General features: G+C 72.3%; 16 protein-coding genes. 6 read left to right on the forward strand and 10 right to left on the reverse strand.

The features are described from left to right. Nucleotides 1–102: 102 nt before the first annotated feature. On the forward strand, nucleotides 103–417 hold the full coding sequence (locus ACZ5ID_RS04975; protein ID WP_468893502.1) for a putative quinol monooxygenase: 315 nt from the start codon (nucleotides 103–105) through the stop codon (nucleotides 415–417). Continuing rightward, nucleotides 407–1636, forward strand: coding sequence for a helix-turn-helix domain-containing protein (locus ACZ5ID_RS04980; protein ID WP_468893504.1), 1230 nt, complete (start codon nucleotides 407–409; stop codon nucleotides 1634–1636). The genes ACZ5ID_RS04975 and ACZ5ID_RS04980 overlap by 11 nt, the downstream gene beginning before the upstream one ends. 544 nt (nucleotides 1637–2180) lie before the next feature. On the opposite strand, the gene ACZ5ID_RS04985 is transcribed toward ACZ5ID_RS04980, so the two are convergent. After that, nucleotides 2181–2942, reverse strand: coding sequence for a phosphoglyceromutase (locus tag ACZ5ID_RS04985; protein ID WP_468893507.1), 762 nt, complete (start codon nucleotides 2940–2942; stop codon nucleotides 2181–2183). Nucleotides 2943–3139: 197 nt separating this feature from the next. Between ACZ5ID_RS04985 and ACZ5ID_RS04990 the strand changes: the two genes are divergently transcribed. Next, the gene (locus ACZ5ID_RS04990) at nucleotides 3140–4414 is read left to right on the forward strand and encodes an MDR family MFS transporter (RefSeq protein WP_468893509.1); all 1275 of its coding nucleotides are present in this window, start codon (nucleotides 3140–3142) and stop codon (nucleotides 4412–4414) included. Here ACZ5ID_RS04990 and ACZ5ID_RS04995 read toward each other — a convergent pair. The 3 genes from ACZ5ID_RS04995 to mshA form a co-directional block, all read right to left on the reverse strand. Beyond that, nucleotides 4368–6047 (reverse strand): glycosyl hydrolase family 28-related protein, encoded by a 1680-nt coding sequence (locus ACZ5ID_RS04995; protein ID WP_468893511.1) that lies wholly within the window; start codon nucleotides 6045–6047, stop codon nucleotides 4368–4370. The two genes, ACZ5ID_RS04990 and ACZ5ID_RS04995, sit on opposite strands and share 47 nt — an antisense overlap. A gap of 413 nt (nucleotides 6048–6460) precedes the next feature. Further along, nucleotides 6461–6949 carry a type III secretion system chaperone family protein gene (locus tag ACZ5ID_RS05000; protein ID WP_468893513.1) on the reverse strand — a complete coding sequence of 163 codons (489 nt, stop codon included), beginning with the start codon at nucleotides 6947–6949 and terminating at the stop codon, nucleotides 6461–6463. After that, the gene (gene mshA / locus ACZ5ID_RS05005) at nucleotides 6942–8285 is read right to left on the reverse strand and encodes a D-inositol-3-phosphate glycosyltransferase (RefSeq protein WP_468893515.1); all 1344 of its coding nucleotides are present in this window, start codon (nucleotides 8283–8285) and stop codon (nucleotides 6942–6944) included. Before mshA ends, ACZ5ID_RS05000 begins: the two co-directional genes overlap by 8 nt. 214 nt (nucleotides 8286–8499) lie before the next feature. Here mshA and ACZ5ID_RS05010 point away from each other — a divergent pair, with 214 nt between their 5' ends. From ACZ5ID_RS05010 to ACZ5ID_RS05020, 3 genes are all read left to right on the forward strand, one after another. Continuing rightward, the gene (locus ACZ5ID_RS05010) at nucleotides 8500–9288 is read left to right on the forward strand and encodes a class I SAM-dependent methyltransferase (RefSeq protein ID WP_468893517.1); all 789 of its coding nucleotides are present in this window, start codon (nucleotides 8500–8502) and stop codon (nucleotides 9286–9288) included. 320 nt (nucleotides 9289–9608) lie between these two features. Further along, nucleotides 9609–10628 carry a C40 family peptidase gene (locus ACZ5ID_RS05015; RefSeq protein ID WP_468894193.1) on the forward strand — a complete coding sequence of 340 codons (1020 nt, stop codon included), beginning with the start codon at nucleotides 9609–9611 and terminating at the stop codon, nucleotides 10626–10628. A gap of 145 nt (nucleotides 10629–10773) precedes the next feature. Continuing rightward, nucleotides 10774–12255 carry a PP2C family protein-serine/threonine phosphatase gene (locus ACZ5ID_RS05020; RefSeq protein ID WP_468893519.1) on the forward strand — a complete coding sequence of 494 codons (1482 nt, stop codon included), beginning with the start codon at nucleotides 10774–10776 and terminating at the stop codon, nucleotides 12253–12255. A gap of 172 nt (nucleotides 12256–12427) precedes the next feature. On the opposite strand, the gene ACZ5ID_RS05025 is transcribed toward ACZ5ID_RS05020, so the two are convergent. From ACZ5ID_RS05025 to ACZ5ID_RS05050, 6 genes are all read right to left on the reverse strand, one after another. Beyond that, nucleotides 12428–12769, reverse strand: coding sequence for a DUF2516 family protein (locus ACZ5ID_RS05025; protein WP_406556262.1), 342 nt, complete (start codon nucleotides 12767–12769; stop codon nucleotides 12428–12430). Between the two features lie 106 nt (nucleotides 12770–12875). Further along, nucleotides 12876–13517, reverse strand: a complete 642-nt coding sequence (locus tag ACZ5ID_RS05030) for a hypothetical protein (RefSeq protein WP_468893521.1) — start codon at nucleotides 13515–13517, stop codon at nucleotides 12876–12878. A gap of 29 nt (nucleotides 13518–13546) precedes the next feature. Next, complete coding sequence (locus ACZ5ID_RS05035) at nucleotides 13547–13978, reverse strand: helix-turn-helix domain-containing protein (RefSeq protein WP_468893523.1); 432 nt, start codon at nucleotides 13976–13978, stop codon at nucleotides 13547–13549. 123 nt (nucleotides 13979–14101) lie between these two features. After that, complete coding sequence (locus ACZ5ID_RS05040; protein WP_468893525.1) at nucleotides 14102–14686, reverse strand: YceI family protein; 585 nt, start codon at nucleotides 14684–14686, stop codon at nucleotides 14102–14104. Nucleotides 14687–14903: 217 nt separating this feature from the next. Next, nucleotides 14904–16964: a HelD family protein gene (locus ACZ5ID_RS05045; RefSeq protein WP_468893527.1), complete on the reverse strand. Its 2061-nt coding sequence runs from the start codon at nucleotides 16962–16964 to the stop codon at nucleotides 14904–14906. A gap of 154 nt (nucleotides 16965–17118) precedes the next feature. Further along, nucleotides 17119–17727 carry a TetR family transcriptional regulator gene (locus ACZ5ID_RS05050; RefSeq protein ID WP_468893529.1) on the reverse strand — a complete coding sequence of 203 codons (609 nt, stop codon included), beginning with the start codon at nucleotides 17725–17727 and terminating at the stop codon, nucleotides 17119–17121. Nucleotides 17728–17757 lie beyond the last annotated feature (30 nt).

Consider the following 17757-nt stretch of genomic DNA (forward strand, 5'->3'; position numbering starts at 1 on the left):
TAAGGAGAGTGCGGGTTCGTACTTTTCGTACGGGCGGTCAGCACATAGCGTTCGCCAAGTGGTCTGGTGCTGGCCTGGATGCCGATAGAGGGAGGACCTCGCATGTTCGGACTCATGGTGCGTTTCACCTGCAAGGACGAGGCGCCGGCGGCGGCCTTCGACGACCTTGTGGCACGGACCGGAGAGCTGATCCGCGCGAATGAGCCCGGAACAGTGATCTACACCGTGCACCGCGTTGACGGGCGCCCGTTGGAGCGGATCTTCTACGAGCTGTACCGGGACGAGGACGCCTTCGAGGAGCACGAGTCGAAGGACTACGTGCGAGCCTTCCTCTCCGAGCGGGACCAGTACCTTGCGGCGACAGAGGTCGACCGTCTGGACTTCGTGTCCGGCAAGGGCGTGGACGTTGAGCACTGAGTACCAGAAAGCGCTGGGCCGCAAGATCGCCTTCCATCGCAAGCGGCGCGGACTCTCGCAGAAGGAGTTCGCCGGCCTGCTGGAGCGATCCGAAGCATGGGTGTCCCAGGTCGAGCGGGGCGTACGCCGCATCGACCGTATGACCGTGCTGGAAAAGGTCGCCCAGGTGCTGGAACTGCCCCTCGCGGAGCTGGCGGCCGAGGCGCCCATCGTCGCGTCGGTGGCTGAGGAAGAATCGCCGGGAGCCGGCCGACTCCGGCTCGTACTGAGCGCCGCGCACTCGCTCAAGGCCGTCCTCGATCGGCAGGACACTTCCCCAGATGTGCCGGCGCTTGGCGCAGAGGTCGACCGTGCCTGGGAGCTGACGCACCAGGGCAACTACGCCGGCCTGGCCGAGCTGCTCGAAGGGCTCGTTCCCCGGCTGGAGGCGGCCACCCGGTCCGTTCCTGAGGCGGACCGTCCCGAGCTGTTCCGTCTCCTGGCCGTCATGTACCACACGTGCAGCGGCGCGCTCGCGAACATGGGAGAGCCTGAGGCGGCCTGGATCGCCGTCGATCGTGCCGTGGTCGCCGCCGAGCGGGCCGACGATCCGCTCCTGATGGCGGCCGGTGAATTCCGGCTTTCGATCGTCTTCCTCGGCGCACGACACTTCGAGCAAGCAGCTCAGGCGTCCGGCACTGCGGCTGACGCGCTAGGGCCCTTGGCGGACTCCGGCCAGGTCGAGGCGGTGGCGCTCCGCGGAGCGCTGACCCTGCAACGGGCCGCTGCCGCTGCACGGCTGAACCTGGCCGACGAGGCGTACGGCTATCTCCGCGACGCTCGCGCCATGGCCGAACAGGTCGGCGACGGACGCAACGACTACAACACCGAGTTCGGGCCGACCAACGTCGGCTTGCACGAAGTGGCCGTAGCGGTCGACCTCGGCGACGCCGGCGTCGCTCTCCGGGCTGCTCAATCGGTCGATGCGTCCGGGCTGTCCGCAGAGCGGCAGACACGGTTCCAGATCGACGTGGCGAGGGCCCATGCGCAGCGACGACAGGTTACTGACGCTGTAGCGGCACTGGTGAAGGCACATGGACTGTCCTCTGAGATGGTGCGGGCCCTGCCGATGGTCAAGCAGATCGTGGCGGACCTGCTGACCATGAGCCAGCCGCCTTCCGAGGAGCTTCGGGCCCTGGCAGGCGAGTTGGGCCTACACGAAGCATGGACTGGTTCGTGAAGTCCTGGAGGGTCCTCTCTGATCGAGGTCACCGTCCCGGAAAGCGGCGCCACCGGGGCCCGACCCTTGGTCTTCCGGTCTCCCTGGCGGCCGGCCCTACCGTTGCCGACGGCCCGGCTCCTGGTCCGTACGGCTCTGTCATGGAGCGAGATGTCCGACGAAGAGTCCACCGAGTACTACACGCTGCTCTGCGACGACCCGGCCTACGAGGTGGTGCTCGTCGACTGTGGGCCCCGCGAGATGGATGTGACCCTGGCGGTGCGCAAGGTGACCGGGCAGAGCTTGTGGCACAGCCGGGTTCTGGCGCGCCAGGCGCCCATCACCCTCCGTGGGGGTCTGTCGGCGTATAGGGCCCAGTCCGCTGTCGCTGTGCTCCAAGGCGCCGGGGCCAGAGCGGAGTGGAGACAAGAGCCGGAGCCCGGAGACGTACGGCCCTATCGCCCTGACGGCCCAGGGACGGCCCAGAGGTAGCGAGAAGCCCAGAGGTAGCGAGAAGCCCCCTCCCCGCGGAGAACCCGCAGGCAGGGGGCTTACCCGTGGGCGCTTACTTCTTCTTGCCCTGGTTCTTGACCGCCTCGATCGCCGCCGCCGCCGCGTCCGGGTCGAGGTAGGTGCCGCCGGGGTTGACCGGCTTGAAGTCCGCGTCCAGCTCGTAGACGAGCGGGATGCCGGTCGGGATGTTCAGGCCCGCGATGTCGGCGTCGGAGACGCCGTCGAGGTGCTTGACCAGGGCGCGCAGCGAGTTGCCGTGCGCCGCCACCAGGACCGTGCGGCCCGCGAGCAGGTCCGGGACGATGCCGTCGTACCAGTACGGCAGCATGCGGACGACGACGTCCTTGAGGCACTCCGTGCGCGGACGCAGCTCCGGCGGGATCGTCGCGTAGCGCGCGTCGTCCGACTGGGAGAACTCGGTGCCGTCCTCCAGGGCGGGCGGCGGGGTGTCGTAGGAGCGGCGCCACAGCATGAACTGCTCCTCGCCGAACTCGGCGAGCGTCTGCGCCTTGTCCTTGCCCTGGAGCGCGCCGTAGTGGCGCTCGTTCAGGCGCCACGAGCGGTGCACGGGGATCCAGTGGCGGTCGGCGGACTCCAGCGCCAGCTGAGCCGTGCGGATCGCGCGCTTCTGGAGGGAGGTGTGCAGCACGTCGGGGAGCAGGCCGGCGTCCTTGAGCAGCTCACCGCCGCGCGCCGCCTCCTTCTCGCCCTTCGCGGTGAGGTTGACGTCCACCCACCCGGTGAACAGGTTCTTCTCGTTCCACTCGCTCTCGCCGTGGCGGAGGAGGATCAGCTTGTACGGTGCGTCGGCCATGCGTCCGAGCGTAATCGACGTGACCGGGCCCTCGCGCGCGTGGGCGCCGAGCTCCCGCGGACGTCTCGGCAGGTGGACGATTGACGGTCGCCGTCAATTGAGTGGCGGCCGGGAGCCCCGGAATCGTAAGTTGCGGTTGTCCACAGCGCCACTTACACCGCCAGGTGCTGTCCGTTCGTCGCTCCGGGGGGAAACCGATGTCCGTCGCCAGTCTCAGACGAGCAGCGCAGGAGAGCGTCTCGGGTCTGCCCCGGGAGTTCTGGTGGCTGTGGACGAGCACGCTGATCAACCGGCTCGGGGCGTTCGTCGCCACCTTCATGACCCTGTACCTGACGCACGAGCGCGGCTACTCCGCCTCGTACGCGGGTCTGGTGGTCTCGCTGCACGGCCTGGGCGGGGTCATCTCCTCGCTCGGCGCGGGCGTCCTGACCGACCGGCTGGGCCGCCGCCCCACGATGATGATCGCCCAGACCTCGACGGCCTTCTCGGTGGCGCTGCTCGGCTTCATGACCGACCCGGCGGCGATCGTCGCGGTGGCCTTCCTGGTCGGGATGGCCTCCAACGCCTCGCGGCCCGCGGTGCAGGCGATGATGGCGGACATCGTGAAGCCCGAGGACCGGATGCGGGCCTTCTCGCTCAACTACTGGGCGATCAACCTCGGGTTCGCGGTCTCCTCGGCGGGCGCCGGCTTCGTCGCCCAGCACAGCTACCGGGCGGGCTTCCTGGGCGAGGCCGCCCTGACGCTGGTCTGCGCGGTCCTGGTCTTCCTCAAGCTGCCCGAGTCCCGCCCCGAGGCGACCGCGACGGTACGGGAGAAGGACCGCGCGCCCGAGATCGGCCTCGGCACGGTCTTCCGCGACGGCCGCTTCATGGGGGTGGTCGGCCTCTCCTTCCTCATCTCCCTGATCTTCCAGCAGGGTTACGTCGGCCTGCCGGTGGCGATGGGCGCGGACGGCTTCTCCAGCGCGGACTTCGGTCTGGCGATCGCGGTCAACGGCGTCCTCATCGTCGCCCTGCAGATCCCGGTCACCCGGGCCATCGAACACCGCGACCCGCGCCGGCTGCTGATCGTCTCGGCCCTCCTGGCGGGATACGGCTTCGGGCTCACCGCGTTCGCCGGCTCGGTGGCGGCGTACGCGCTGACGATCTGCGTCTGGACGCTGGCCGAGATCGTCAACTCCCCCACCCAGACCGGCCTGGTGGTACGTCTCTCCCCCGTCCACGGCCGGGGCCGCTACCAGGGCGTGTACACGATGTCCTGGTCGGTGGCGGCCCTGGTTGCCCCGCTCCTCTCCGGCTTCGCCGTCGACCGCTTCGGCGCGGACTGGCTGTGGGCGGCCTGCGCGGTGCTGGGGACGGTGGCCGCGGCCGGGTACGCGCTGCTGATGCGCGGCCTGACGAGCGAACAGGACGTGGTGGCCAAGGTCAGCGCCCCAGAGCGCGCTGAGCCTCGTACAGGTTCCGTGGTCTGACGGCGTCGGGGGCGCCGTACGCCTCCAGGCGGGAGTGCGGGTCGCCGGTGAAGTCGGGCACGTCGATCTGGTCGAACTCCCGGACCTCACTGATCCCGACGGTCGCGCTGTAGGGGGCGAGACCGTCGATCTTCACCAGTCCCGCGCGGTGGTTGGTGACGGTGATGTTCCAGTGGGTGAACCGGGCGCCGAAGAGGGGCCCGGCGGAGGCGTCACCACCGTGCCGCCCGTCGTTCTCCACCACGATCTCGGTCCGTACGTCGGCGAACGGCAGCCCGCGGTGGGAGTCGAAGGTTCCCATCTCCATCCGGCCGCGCGACCAGACGTTGTGGCTGGACAGCCCCTCCACGTTGATGCCGTGGAGCTGGGTGTCCGGGCGCGCCGGGACCGTACGCCGGACGATGGCGAAGTGCTCCACCAGGTTGTCGTGCGAGCCCTCCCGGCAGAAGTACGGGTGGTGCGAGCCGCGCCCCTCCACGCGGGTGCGCCGGAGCGTACAGGCGGAGGCGGCGACCAGCCCGAAGCCGTTGTCGACATGGCGGACGACGACGTCGTCGACCCAGCAGTCGTACGCGCACTGGAGGGTGACGCCGTTGTAGCCCTTGTCCAGGAGGTGCGGGGACTGCGGCGTCTCGACGGCCTCCAGGGTGAGGCCCTCCACTCCGGAGTCGGTGAGGGCGGGGACGTGGGTGGTCAGCCGGGGGTCCCACTCGGGCCGCACGTCGAGCGGCAGCGGCCGTTCGAGGGTGATGCGGTGACCGCGCGCGTGGCGTGCGACGTGCGCGATCCGCACGGGCCATTCGTACGGGACGTACGAGGTCAGCTTGGTCTTGTCGGCCCAGGAGTACGCGGCCGGGCCCGGACCGTCGCCGGACATGTGCTGGAGGAGGGTGTGGCGGCTGTCGTCGGCGAGGCGCAGCAGCACCAGCGCGCCGGGGCGCAGCCGGGAGCCGTCGGCGACGGTCACGGACCAGGAGCCGCGCGGGGCGGGCGCGGAGACGGTGGCGAGGGTGCTCCACTCGTCCCGTCTGTTGCCGGTCCACCCCTCGAAGGGCCACGCCCGGGCCCGGATGGCGTCGGTGAGCGCGTCCCAACGGGCCTGTGGCGCCAGCCAGATGAGCCCGCCGGCCCAGGACCAGGAGGACTTGTCGCCGCCGTAGCGGGAGCCGTACGGGCCGATCAGCTCGGTGAGGTGCTTGGTGGCGTACAGCGTGGTGCGCGCGCTGCCGGCGCCACGCAGGGTGACGCCGCTGTGCGCGATACGGATCAGCCCGTCGATACGGAAGGTGCCCGGCGGCAGGACCACGGTGCCGCCGCCGGCCCGGCCGGCCTCTTCCAGGGCGCGGTTGATGGCGGGGGCGGCGTCGGCGGCGGGGTCCGAGTCCGGGGAGAGGTGGGTGACGGGGCGGGGCCGGGGCGGACGGAGTTCGCCGCAGTGTCGGCCCGCGCGGCCTATGTAGGGGATTTGGGGGTGGGTGAAGGGGGTGCGGGTGAACTCGTGCCACAGGGTGGGGGTGGGGGGTTGGGCCGTGTGGGCCTGGGCCTGGGCCGGGGGGAGGGTGGTGGCCGCGGTGGCGGCGAGGGCGCCGCCGAGGAGGGTGCGTCTGCCGAGGGTTGGCCGGGGTGTGCTCATGGACTGGCCTCCGTCACCTGTCATCCATATACATGAACTGCGTTCAGGTGTGCGTGTTGCGCGGAGGTGAGCATGGCATGCGGGTGGGGGGTGCGGGAACCCCTTGGGACTCCCCCACCCCGCCCCTTCCCAAAAGCCCTCGGGCGGGCGGCCGATCGTTCACCTGCGGCAAGGTGGGGGCTGATCGCGCAGTTCCCCGCGCCCCTAACTACCCAGGGGCGCGGGGAACTGCGCGAGCGGCCACAGACGGCCCGCAGACAAAGGACGGGCCCATAAGGGGCGCGGGGAACTGCGCGACCAGCCACCCACCGACCCGCAGACAGACACCGGCCCCATAAGGGGCGCGGGGAACTGCGCGACCAGCCACCCACCGGCCCGCAGGCGAACCTCGGCCGCAGCGAGCCGCCGCAGGGCTAGCCCTTCGGGTGGGTCAGGCTCTTGAACGCGTCCAGGTTCCGCGTGGACTCCCCCCGCGACACCCTCCACTCGTACTCCCGCCGGATCGCCCCCGCGAACCCCAGCTCCAGCAGGGTGTTGAAGGACCCGTCCGCCTCCTCCAGGACCGTCCCGAGCAGCCGGTCCAGCTCCTCGGACGTGACCGAGGAGAGCGGGAGCTTGCCCGCGAGGTAGACGTCCCCGAGGCTGTCGATCGCGTAACCCACCCCGTACAGACGGAGGTTGCGCTCCAGGCACCAGCGGTGGACTCCCGCCGCGTTCTCGTCGGGGTGGCGGACCACGAAGGCGTTGACCGACAGGGAGTGCCGCCCCACCCGCAGCGAGCAGGTCGTGGACAGCTTCCTCGTACCGGGGAGCTTCACCACGTACGAGTCCGGCTCGGGGGACTCCCACTCCAGCTCCGCGTCCTTGAGGTACGCGTCGATCACCGCGCGTGCGTCAGCCATGGTGCGAGCGTACGCGACGCCGGTGTTCCTGCATGGCGGCGGTGTAGACGTCGGCCGTGGCCGACGCGGCCGTGCCCCAGCCGAAGGACTCGGCGTGCCGGGCCGCCGCCGCGCCCATCCGGTCCGCGAGCGAGGGCTCGTCCACGAAGCGGCGCAGGGCGCGCGCGTAGTCGGCCGGATCGTGGCCGGCCACCAGGAAGCCGGTCTCGCCGGAGCGCACCGCGACCGGCAGACCGCCCACCGACGCCGCCACCACCGGCGTCCCCGCCGCCTGCGCCTCGATCGCCACCAGTCCGAAGGACTCGCTGTAGGAGGGCATGACCAGCACCGACGCCGCCCGGAACCAGTCCGCGAGCCGGTCCTGGCCGACCGGCGGGTGGAAGCGGACCACGTCCGAGATGCCGAGCCGGGCCGCCAGCTTGTGCAGCCCCTCCGGCTTCGCCAGACCGCTGCCCGAGGGGCCGCCTATCACCGGCACCACCAGGCGCGAGCGCAGCGACGGGGTCTCGGTGAGCAGGACCGCCACCGCCCGCAGCAGGACGTCGGGGGCCTTCAGGGGCTGGATGCGGCCCGCGAAGAGCGGGACCAGGGCGTCCTGCGGCAGGCCGAGCCGGGCCCGGGCCGCCGCCCGGCCGTCCCCGGGGCGGAAGCGGTCGAGGTTCACCCCGGGGTGGACGACCGCGACCTTGCCGGGGTCGGCGTCGTAGAAGCGGACGAGCTCGTCGGCCTCCTCGGCGGTGTTGGCGATCAGCCGGTCCGCCGCGTCCACGATCTGCGTCTCACCGATCACGCGCGCGGCGGGCTCGGGCGTGTCGCCGTCGGCGAGCGCGGCGTTCTTGACCTTGGCCATGGTGTGCATGGCGTGCACCAGCGGCACGCCCCAGCGCTGGGCGGCGAGCCAGCCGACGTGGCCGGAGAGCCAGTAGTGGGAGTGGACCAGGTCGTAGTGGCCGGGCCGGTGGCCCGCCCAGGCCTGCATCACACCGTGGGTGAAGGCGCACAGCTGGGCCGGCAGCTCCTCCTTGGCCAGGCCCTCGTACGGACCCGCGTCCACGTGCCGCACCAGCACGCCCGGCGCCATCTCGACCGTGGGGGCGAGCCCGCCGGTGGTGGCCCGGGTGAAGATCTCGACCTCGATGTTGATCGCGGCGAGCCGTCTGGCGAGCTCCACGATGTAGACGTTCATCCCGCCCGCGTCGCCCGTGCCGGGCTGGTGCAGCGGGGAGGTGTGGACGCTGAGCATGGCGATCCGGCGCGGCCTGCGGTGGGCACCGGGCAGCCGGAGCCGCGGCGGCCCCGCCAGGGTGCCGGTGAACCGGGACACGTACTGGCTCACGTCGACGTCCTCTCGGCCGGGGAAGGCGGGTGGCGCTGCGCTCCGGACATGCTCGGACATGCCCGGACATGCTCATGGAGGGCACGCGCGCGCCCTCAGTGACCGGTAACCACCGGAACCCTTCTTTTCATTTCCGCTTCCCCGCTCTTTTGCCGAAAACTTGCCCGTCGGGCCGCCACCCGGCGCGCCCTCCCATGGCGCCTACCCTCGTCGTATGGCTCCACCCAAGCGCCCCGTCGGCACCGTCACGCGCGGCACCACCAATCCCAACCGGCTGCGCCGTATGGACCGCTGGATCGCCGAGGTCCACGGGCCCGCGCTGCGCCGCGCCGAGGCGCCCGTCGCGGTGGACCTGGGGTACGGGGCGGCCCCCTGGACGGCCGTCGAACTGCTCCAGCGGCTGCGGACCGCCGCGCCCGCCGTCTCCGTGGTGGGGATCGAGATCGAACCCGCCCGGGTCGCCGCCGCCAAGCCGTACGAGAGGGACGGCCTCACCTTTCTGCACGGCGGCTTCGAGGTGCCGCTGCCCAGCCCGCCGCTGCTGATCCGGGCGGCGAACGTGCTGCGGCAGTACGAGGAGGGCGAGGTCGCGGCGGTGTGGGCGCGACTGTGCGGGCGGCTGGCGGAGGGCGGGCTGCTGGTGGAGGGCACCTGCGACGAGATCGGGCGGCGGCATGTGTGGGTCGCCCTCGACGCCTCGGGCCCGCGCACGGTGACCTTCGCCACCCGGCTCGGCTCCCTCGACCGCCCCTCGGACCTGGCGGAGCGGCTGCCGAAGGCGCTGATCCACCGGAACGTGCCGGGCGAGCCGGTCCACGCGTTCCTGCGCGACTTCGACCGGGCGTGGGCGGCGGCGGCGCCGTACGCCTCGCTGGGCGCGCGCCAGCGCTGGATCCGGGCGGTGCGGGACCTGGCGGCGGACTGGCCGCTGCGGGACGGGCCCCGGCGCTGGCGGCAGGGCGAGGTCACCGTGGAGTGGGGGGCGCTGGCGCCGCGGGGGTGAGAGCGCCCTCGGGCACGTCCCGGGCACTCCCGGGGCGGCTTGACCTCGCACGGGTGAATACGGGAGCAGATCACCGCCGAGGGGAACGCACCGCCCCCTCCGTTCGTCCCACACGCGGGGGGTGACCCGTGAGGCAGCCGTCCGCCCCTGTCGTTTTGGGGGACGGCATGGCACCATCACGACGTCGCCAGAATGTTACTGACGGTAAATCACCTACCGTATTGCCTGGTGTTGTCCGGTTGTCCGGAGGGGGAGACTTAGTGCAGCCGCGCCGCTTGGCCACCGCGATCACCGTGGTGTGCGCCCTGACCGTGCTCGCGATGCCGGCCACGGCGTTCGCCGCGCCGAATCCGACGCCGGACCCGACCGCCTCCAGCGCTCCCCCGGCCGCCCCGCCCGCCTCCTCGGAGCGCCTGGAGGACGTGCGCAAGCAGATAGACGAGCTCTACCGGCAGGCGGCGGTCGCGACCGAGGCGTACAACCAGGCCCAGGAGCAGACCAAGCTCCAGTCCGCCGAGATCGTGAAGATCGCCCAGGAGATCGTCAAGGGCGAGGAGCGGATCAAGCGGCTCCGGGACCAGGCGGGCGCGACGGCCCGGCTGCAGTACCGCACGGGCGGGCTGCCGGCCGGGGCGCAGATGATGCTCAGCGGCAACCCGGACAGCTTCCTCGACGGCGCCGACCGGCTGCGCCAGGGCCAGCAGGCCGCCCAGGGCATGCTGGCCGAACTGAACCGTACGCAACAGGACTTGGCGCAGTACTCGAAGGACGCCTCCGCCCAGTGGAAGCGGCTGGAGGCGAACCGGGTCAAGAAGGAGACCGCCAAGAAGGAGGTCACCGGCAAGATCGCCGCCGCCGAGAAGCTGGAGTCCCAGCTGGAGGCGAAGGAGCGCGAGCGGCTCGCCGAGCTGGAGCGCCGCCAGCAGTACAAGGCGCAGACGGACTGGCTCGGTTCGGGAATACTGAAGGAGATCAACGGCAGCGCGAGCGAGCAGGGCCGCAGGGCGGTCAAGTTCGCGACCGACCAGATCGGCAAGCCGTATGTGTGGGGCGCCGAGGGGCCGCGCTCGTTCGACTGCTCGGGACTGACCTCGCAGGCCTGGCTCGCGGCGGGCCGCGGTATCCCGCGCACCTCGCAGGAGCAGTGGGCACAACTGCCGCATGTCGCCATCAAGGACATGCGCCCGGGCGACCTCATCATCTACTTCGCGGACGCCACCCATGTCGGGATGTACATCGGCGACGGCGCGATCGTGCACGCCCCCCGGCCGGGCCGCAACGTGACGGTCGCGGGCGCGGGCACCATGCCGATCCTGGGAGTGGTCCGCCCGGACAAGTGAGGCAATGTGGCATATGCCATGCGCCATTTGCCGAACAGACACCGAACGCCATTCCGCTGCGCGGCCCACTGCGGCTAGGGTCCCGGACTGGCGGCAACGCAGCCCGGCGTTCCGCGGCGCCCTCGGGAGGAGGGAGACCGGAACGATGCCCGCACCGCACATGGAGTCCCCCCTGACGCCCCCGCGAGGGCCGGACGAACCGGTCCCGGCCGCCTCGTCCGCCGCCGGCCCGTCCACTGCGGCCCCCGCTCTGCCGGGAACGCGGACACCCGGCCGGCCGGGCGGCCCGGACGGCCCGGACGCCTTCACGGGCGCGGGCGGGGCGGTCCTGCCCGCTTCGCCGCACACCAGCGGCACCCACGGCACACGCGGCGCGATCGGTCCCGGACCGAGGGCGGACGCCGCGGGCGCCGCCGCGCACCCCGCCACCGCGCACCCCACCGCCGCACAGCCCGCCACCGCCCTCAACCTGCTCGTCATCGAGGACGACCCCGGCGGCCCCTTCACCGTCTCCGAGCTGCTCGACAGCACCGGGACCCGGGTCCGTATCCGTACCGCGCGCAATCTCACCGAGGCCGAGCGGCTGCTCACCGACGACGTGAACTGCATCCTCCTCGACCTCGCGCTGCCCGGCCGCGACCCCGACGACGAGCTCGCGGCGCTGCGGCATCTGCTGCGCCTGGCCCCCCGGCACCCGGTCCTCGCCCTCACCGCCTCCACCCACGCCGAGCGCGCCGCCGAGGCCGTCCGCGTGGGCGCGCAGGACTACCTCTTCCGCGACGAGCTGGACGGCAGGCTGCTGAGCCGCGCCATCCGGTACGCGGTGGAGCGCAAGCGCGCCGACACCGCGCAGTACAAGCTGGCGGAGTCCCGGCTGCGCGCCCAGGAGAACGCCCGCCTTGAGCGCGGGCTGCTGCCCACGCCCCTGCTGGAGGGCTCCGAGCTGCGCTTCGCCGCCCGCTACCGGCCGGGCCGGTCCCGCGCCCTGCTCGGCGGCGACTTCTACGACACGGTCCGCACCCCCGACGGCACCGTCCACGCCATGATCGGCGATGTCTGCGGCCACGGCCCCGACGAGGCCGCGCTCGGCGTCGAACTGCGCATCGCCTGGCGGGCGTTGACGCTGGCGGGACTCAGCGGCGACGCGCTCCTGACCACGCTCCAGCAGGTCCTGGAGCACGAGCGCGACGACGACGAGATCTTCGCGACGCTCTGCACGGTCGACATCGCCCCGGACGGCCGCCGCGCCGAACTGAGCCTGGCGGGCCACCCGGCCCCGCTGATCGCCCGCGCGGACCGACCGGCGGGCCTGCTCGCGTACGAAAGCGGCGGCCCGGCGCTCGGTCTGCTGCCGCAGACCCGCTGGCCGCGCCGCCGGGTGGAACTGGGCGAGACGTGGAGCCTGTTGATGTACACGGACGGGCTGATCGAGGGCCGTACCGGCGTCGGCAACCAGCGGCTGGGCCAGGAGGGGATGACCGACATGGTCAACCGTCTGCTGACGGAGGGCCTGCGCGGCGAATCACTGCTGGAGGCGGCGGTCACCGAGGCCCGCGAGCTCAACGGCGGTGAACTCACCGACGACGTAGCGGTGGTGCTGCTGGAACGGGCCCGGCCGGGCGGCTGACCCGGCCGGGGCCGGGAAGCTCCGGGTACCGGGGCCGGGCTGGACCGAGCCGAGCTGGACCGAGCCGAGCTGGGCCGGGCCGCACCGAGCCGGACTGGCCTGAGCCGGACCGGGACCCGGACCGGACCGAGCTGGACCGGCCGGGGCCGAGCTGGACCGGATCGGATCCGGTTTATCGGCCGCCGTTGTACGGCCCGTACGGACCGTCGCTGCTCGATCCGCCACGACGGCCGCCGCGCCCGCGCCCACCGCTGATCTGCCGGACGGCGGGACGGACGTCCACGATGTAGACGATCACCGCCACCGCGCCGATGACCGGCAGGAACGACAGCACCGGGAACAACACGCTGACCAGCAGTGCGATGGACAGGATGATCAGCCAGAACGGCTTGGTCTGCTTGTCCACCGCGCGGTACGCGTCTTCCCGGCGGAAGGCCGCGTCCACTAGCGCGAACAGGCTCAGTGCGGTCAGGGCTGTACTCAGCAGCCACATGAACCCCGTGAATCCCTGCATCAGCACGGTCGTCCACCACCTTTCCCGGGATCGTCCCTACGCGGCCAAGGTACCCGTCCGACGTGGCGGACACCGCAAGGGTGCCCGCCGCGGCGACGGACCCGGCTCACTCGGAGGGCTTGACCGCGGTCTTCTTGGCCGTGCTCTTGCGCGCGGCCGGCTTCTTGGCGGTCTCGGTCCCGGACGCGGTCCCGGAAGCCGGCTCGCTCGTGAGGTCGACCGGAGCGGCCGGGGCGACCGGCGCCTCGGCCGTGGTCCCGGTCCCGGAGGGCGACGCGGTCGCCGGACCCTCGACGGCCTCGGCGACCACCAAGATCTCCTCGGCGGCCTCGCCGCGCCACTTCTTGACGGCGGCCTGACCGTGCTCGGCCACCTTCTCGTACCCCTCACGGCCCTTGACCAGCGACTCGACCGCGAGGCCGACCGCCTGGAGCGCGAGGTGCTGGACGGAGTCGCCGAGCTTCTTCACATCGCCGTCGAGCGCGCCGACGACCTCGGTCACCTTGGCGGTGACGACGGCCTGGGCCTCCTTGGCCTGGGCGACGACCTTGTCCTGGACGACCTTCGGGTCGGTCCTGCGTACGGCCTCCAGCCGCGCCGGGACCTCGCTCTGGATCCGCTCGACCAGGCCCGGGATCTTCTCCGGGACCTTCGCGGCCTGCTTGGCGCCGAGGTCGAGCGCGCCTGCGACGAAGAAGAGGGGCTTGGGGTCGGTCAGGGCATTACGCAGCTCATCGGTGACAGCCATGCTGGTTTCCTCCCGGATCGGTACGTGGGTCAGCTCTTGGGAGCCGAGGCGGCATCGCCCGTGTCGCCGTTCTCGCCGGGCCCCGGGCCCGCGGCCGGAGCAGATGCGTCCGCGTCGAGCCCGTTCTCCTTGCGGAAGGACTCGTAGATCTGGATCAGCACCTGCTTCTGCCGCTCGTCGAGCGAGGGGTCGGCGAGGATGGCACTACGTGTCCCGGCCGCTTCCGGCTCGCGTTCGTCGAGGATCCCGGCCTGCACGTACAGCGTCTCGGCGGAGATCCGCAGCGCCTTGGCGAGCTGCTGGAGGATGTCCGCGCTCGGCTTGCGCAGCCCGCGCTCGATCTGGCTCAGATACGGATTGGACACCCCGGCGGCATCGGCGAGCTGCCGCAGCGAGAGCTGGGCGGAACGCCGCTGCTCGCGCAGGAACTCACCGAGATTGCCGACGTTGAGCGATGCCATGCCTCGATACTGCCCCCTGACTGCTAACTATTGCAAGCGACTGCTTGCAAAAGTGCGCCGCGCCACTCCAACGGGCCATGGCCGCCCCACCCCGGAGCCACCCCACCCAAGCCCCACCCCACCTCAGACCCGCCCCGCCTCCACCTCCAGGGTGATCTTGATGGTGTCGCCGAGCGCCGCGCCCGTCGGGCCGCCGGTGACACCGAAGTCCTTGCGGCTGATCTGGGTCGTCGCGGAGAAGCCCGCCACCGAGCGGCCCTCGTAACCCTTGCCGAAGCCGTTCAGCTCCAGGTCGAGCGTGACGGGACGGGTGACGCCGCGCACGGTCAGCTCGCCGTCGACCAGGAAGCCGTCCCCGTCGCCGCGCCGGATCCCGGTGGAGCGGAAGGTCATCTCGGGGAACCCCTCCGCGTGCAGGAACTCCTCCGACCGTATGTGGGCGTCGCGCTGGTCGTGTCCCGTGGAGACCGACCCGATCCTGATCGTGGCGCGGACCGAGGACTCCAGCGGGTTCTCGGCGAGCACGATCTCGCCCTCGAAGTCGTCGAACCGGCCGCGGACGTTGGCGATGCCCAAGTGCCGTACGGAGAAGGCGATCTCGGAGTGGACCGCGTCGATCGCCCAGGTGCCGCTCTCGTAGCCGGGCAGATCGGCCGCCGAGACGGCCGGCTCGTCGGACGCGGACGAGGTGGCGGAAGTGGTGGACATGGCTGGTGACCCCCTGAAGACGTATGCGTCGAGTGGCGGCGTACGCGTCGCCGTCCACCGCCCCGCACCCCCGCGCGGGGCGGGCCTCACCCTCCGTAGGGCTCGGCCTCCTGCTTGAACCATCGACAACATAGTGAGTCGCGGCCGTCCGCGCAGCCGACTCCCCCAGGGAATCCGCGCGTTGAGACGCCGCGCGGGTCCGGGGCGGGGCGACCGCTCAGCGCAGCGCGTCCGGCAGCGGTCCGCTGTGCAGGACCTCCAGGCGCGACACCGCCCGCGTCAGCACCACGTACAGCCGGTGCAGGCCGCGCTCCTCCGCCTCGGCGATCGCGGTCGGCTCCACGGCCACCACATGGTCGTACTCCAGGCCCTTCGCCATCGTCGCGGGCAGCACCGTCACCCGGGCCGCCGCCGTCAGCTCGTCCGGCTCGGCCGTCGCCACGCCCGCCGCCGTGAGGGCCGCGCGCAGCTCCGGTACGTCCGCGTCGCGCGCGATCACGCCCACCGACCCCTCGTGCGCGAGGGCCGCCCTTACGGATTCGGCCACCGCGGCCCGTACGTCCGCCACCCGCCGCACCGTCAGCTCGCCGTCCCGGCGCAGCGAGCGGGACGGGGGTACGGCGACGTCGAGCGCGCCGAGCAGGTTGTTCGCCAGGGCCACGATCGCGGCCGGGACCCGGAAGCCGGTGGTCAGCGGGACCACCGGGGCGTCCGGCTTGCCCAGGTGCGCCAGGTGCCGCGACCAGTCGCGGGCCGCCCACGGGGTGGTGCCCTGCGCCAGGTCGCCGAGCACGGTCAGCGAGCCGAAGCCGGAGCGGCGGGCGACGGCCCGGCACTGCATCGGGGAGAGGTCCTGGGCCTCGTCGACGACGATGTGGCCGTATCCCCGAGGGCGTTCGATCAGCCCGGCGAGCTCGTCGAGCAGGAACTGATCGGCCGCCGACCACCTGGCCGACTTGTACGAGCGCGGCGCCCGGCTCCACAGCAGGTGCTTCTGCTCCTCGGCCGTCAGCACTCCGTCGGCGGCCTCCGCCAGCGCGTCCGGGTCGGTGAACAGCGCCGCGAGCACCTCCTCGGGCGAGACTTTCGGCCAGGCCGCGTCGACGAACGCGGAGACCGGGCGGGCCCGCGAGATCCGCTGGAGCCAGGTGTTGTTCATCGGCCCGGCCCGGCGCTCGGCCTCCAGCTGGATGACGCGCACGGCCCGGCTGCGCACCCGCTCGCGCCCCACCCCGTACGGCGGCGCCTCGGCCCGTACCTCCGCGACGATCCGCGCGAGCTCGTAGTCGCCCACCCGCCAGCGGTAGGAGCCGTCGGGCACCTCGACCGCGCCGAACTTCGCGGACGGGCCGCCGACCCTCGCGTACAGCGCCCGGCGCAGCACCCGCGCCATCCGGACGTCGTGTTTGAGGGCCGCCGCGGTGCCGTCGTCGACGGCCCTCACGGGAGTGCGCGCGACCTCGTCGTCGACCGTGGACTGCCGGATGTCGATCTCGCCGAGGGCGGGCAGCACCTGGGCGATGTAGTGGAGGAAGGTCCGGTTGGGGCCGAGGACCAGCAGGCCGCCGCGCTGGATGCGCTGGGGGTAGGTGTAGAGCAGATACGCGGCCCGGTGCAGCCCGACCGCCGTCTTGCCGGTGCCCGGGGCGCCCTGGACGCACAGGGAACGGCCGAGCTCCGACCGTACGAGGTCGTCCTGCTCGGGCTGGATGGTCGCGGCGATGTCGCGCATCGGGCCGACGCGGGGGCGTTCGATCTCGGCGGCGAGGATGCCGCCGAGCGGCCCGTCCCCCTCGGCCGGGCCGGCCGCGCCCAGCCGCTCGTCCTCCATGCCGGTGAGGTCCTCGGGGGCGCCGTGGCTGCCCGGGGCCCAGCCGAAGCGGCGGCGCACGGCCACGCCGAGCGGGTCGCGGGCCCCGGCCTGGTAGAACGTCCGCGAGACGGGCGCCCGCCAGTCCACGACCAGCGGCGGCGCGGAGGGGTGCTCGCTGATACGGCGGCGGCCGATGTAGTAGCGCTGCCCGGCGTGGTCGCCGGGGGCCTCGCCGTCCTCGAAGTCCAGCCGCCCGAAGAACAGCGGGCCGGCCGGGTCCTGCCGCAGCTCCTTGGCCCAACTGCGCAGTTGGTAGCCGAGCACTTCCGCGTCCGCGCCGGAGGCGAAGGCGTTCTCGCCGGTCACGACCCGCTCGTCCGCGCCCTCCACCATGGCGGCGAGGGCCGCGCGGCAGGCTTCGTGGTGGGCCCGTTCCCGGCTGAGTTCGCGGTCGAGTGGCGTCATGGATCCAGCGTAACGCAACTTGGTTACATTCTTTACCCGGTAACGAAATCTGGGGCGGCGTCCAGGAGACCAAGGACATCGGGCCTCTCCCATGGGCCCCCCGACCCCCGGGCGCCCCGGCGCCACACGGCCGCCGGCCCCCGGCCCCAACCCCTCAGGCGTACCGCTCCAACCCCTCCCTGAGCTGCGCGAACGCCTCCTCCGCCGTCCTCACCGCGTCCCCGTACACCTCCTCGGCGCTCTCGCCGGCCTGGATGCGGCGCCAGTTCTCGTCCGCGAGGATCCGCTGGACGGCGATGATCTGACCGGCCGCGAGGCGCGCCCCGATGTCCGTGCCCAGGGCCGCCGCCAGGGCGCCCTCGGCCCGGCTCTGGTAGGCGAACAGCCGCGCCACCAGGCTGGGCGTGCCGTAGAGGAGCCCGTGGTAGGCGCGCACCCGGGGATCGTCGTTCAGCCCGGTCACCGGGTCGCGGCCGTCGAGCCCCGCCAGGAAGTGGCGGCGCAGGGCGGGCAGCGGCGCGAGCCCCTCCGTACGCCCCTGGGCGACCACCCGCGCGGCCTCGTCCTCGTGGTCGGAGAACCGGTGCAGCGCGAGATCCTCCTTGGCCGGGAAGTAGCGGAAGAGGGTCGGCTTGGAGATCCCGGCGGCGGCGGCCACCTCCGCGACCGGCACGTTGTCGAAGCCCTTCTCCAGGAAGAGGGCGATCGCCACGTCCGAGACGGCCTGGTACGTCTGCTGCTTCTTCCGTTCCCGCAAACCCATGGGGTGAGCGTACGGGGAGGCGGGGCGGCC

Source organism: Streptomyces sp. NPDC031670 (assembly GCF_055580545.1).

Bases quoted from the DNA above. Each gene is read 5' to 3' on its own strand.
- ACZ5ID_RS05050 (WP_468893529.1), bottom strand. From the start codon at position 17,727: ATGGGTTTGCGGGAACGGAAGAAGCAGCAGACGTACCAGGCCGTCTCG.
- ACZ5ID_RS05020 (WP_468893519.1), top strand. From the start codon at position 10,774: ATGCCCGCACCGCACATGGAGTCCCCCCTGACGCCCCCGCGAGGGCCG.
- ACZ5ID_RS04995 (WP_468893511.1), bottom strand. From the start codon at position 6,047: ATGAGCACACCCCGGCCAACCCTCGGCAGACGCACCCTCCTCGGCGGC.
- ACZ5ID_RS05010 (WP_468893517.1), top strand. From the start codon at position 8,500: ATGGCTCCACCCAAGCGCCCCGTCGGCACCGTCACGCGCGGCACCACC.
- ACZ5ID_RS05015 (WP_468894193.1), top strand. From the start codon at position 9,609: ATGCCGGCCACGGCGTTCGCCGCGCCGAATCCGACGCCGGACCCGACC.
- ACZ5ID_RS04990 (WP_468893509.1), top strand. From the start codon at position 3,140: ATGTCCGTCGCCAGTCTCAGACGAGCAGCGCAGGAGAGCGTCTCGGGT.
- ACZ5ID_RS05030 (WP_468893521.1), bottom strand. From the start codon at position 13,517: ATGGCTGTCACCGATGAGCTGCGTAATGCCCTGACCGACCCCAAGCCC.
- ACZ5ID_RS05045 (WP_468893527.1), bottom strand. From the start codon at position 16,964: ATGACGCCACTCGACCGCGAACTCAGCCGGGAACGGGCCCACCACGAA.
- ACZ5ID_RS04985 (WP_468893507.1), bottom strand. From the start codon at position 2,942: ATGGCCGACGCACCGTACAAGCTGATCCTCCTCCGCCACGGCGAGAGC.
- ACZ5ID_RS05035 (WP_468893523.1), bottom strand. From the start codon at position 13,978: ATGGCATCGCTCAACGTCGGCAATCTCGGTGAGTTCCTGCGCGAGCAG.
- ACZ5ID_RS05040 (WP_468893525.1), bottom strand. From the start codon at position 14,686: ATGTCCACCACTTCCGCCACCTCGTCCGCGTCCGACGAGCCGGCCGTC.
- ACZ5ID_RS05025 (WP_406556262.1), bottom strand. From the start codon at position 12,769: ATGCAGGGATTCACGGGGTTCATGTGGCTGCTGAGTACAGCCCTGACC.
- ACZ5ID_RS05000 (WP_468893513.1), bottom strand. From the start codon at position 6,949: ATGGCTGACGCACGCGCGGTGATCGACGCGTACCTCAAGGACGCGGAG.
- ACZ5ID_RS04975 (WP_468893502.1), top strand. From the start codon at position 103: ATGTTCGGACTCATGGTGCGTTTCACCTGCAAGGACGAGGCGCCGGCG.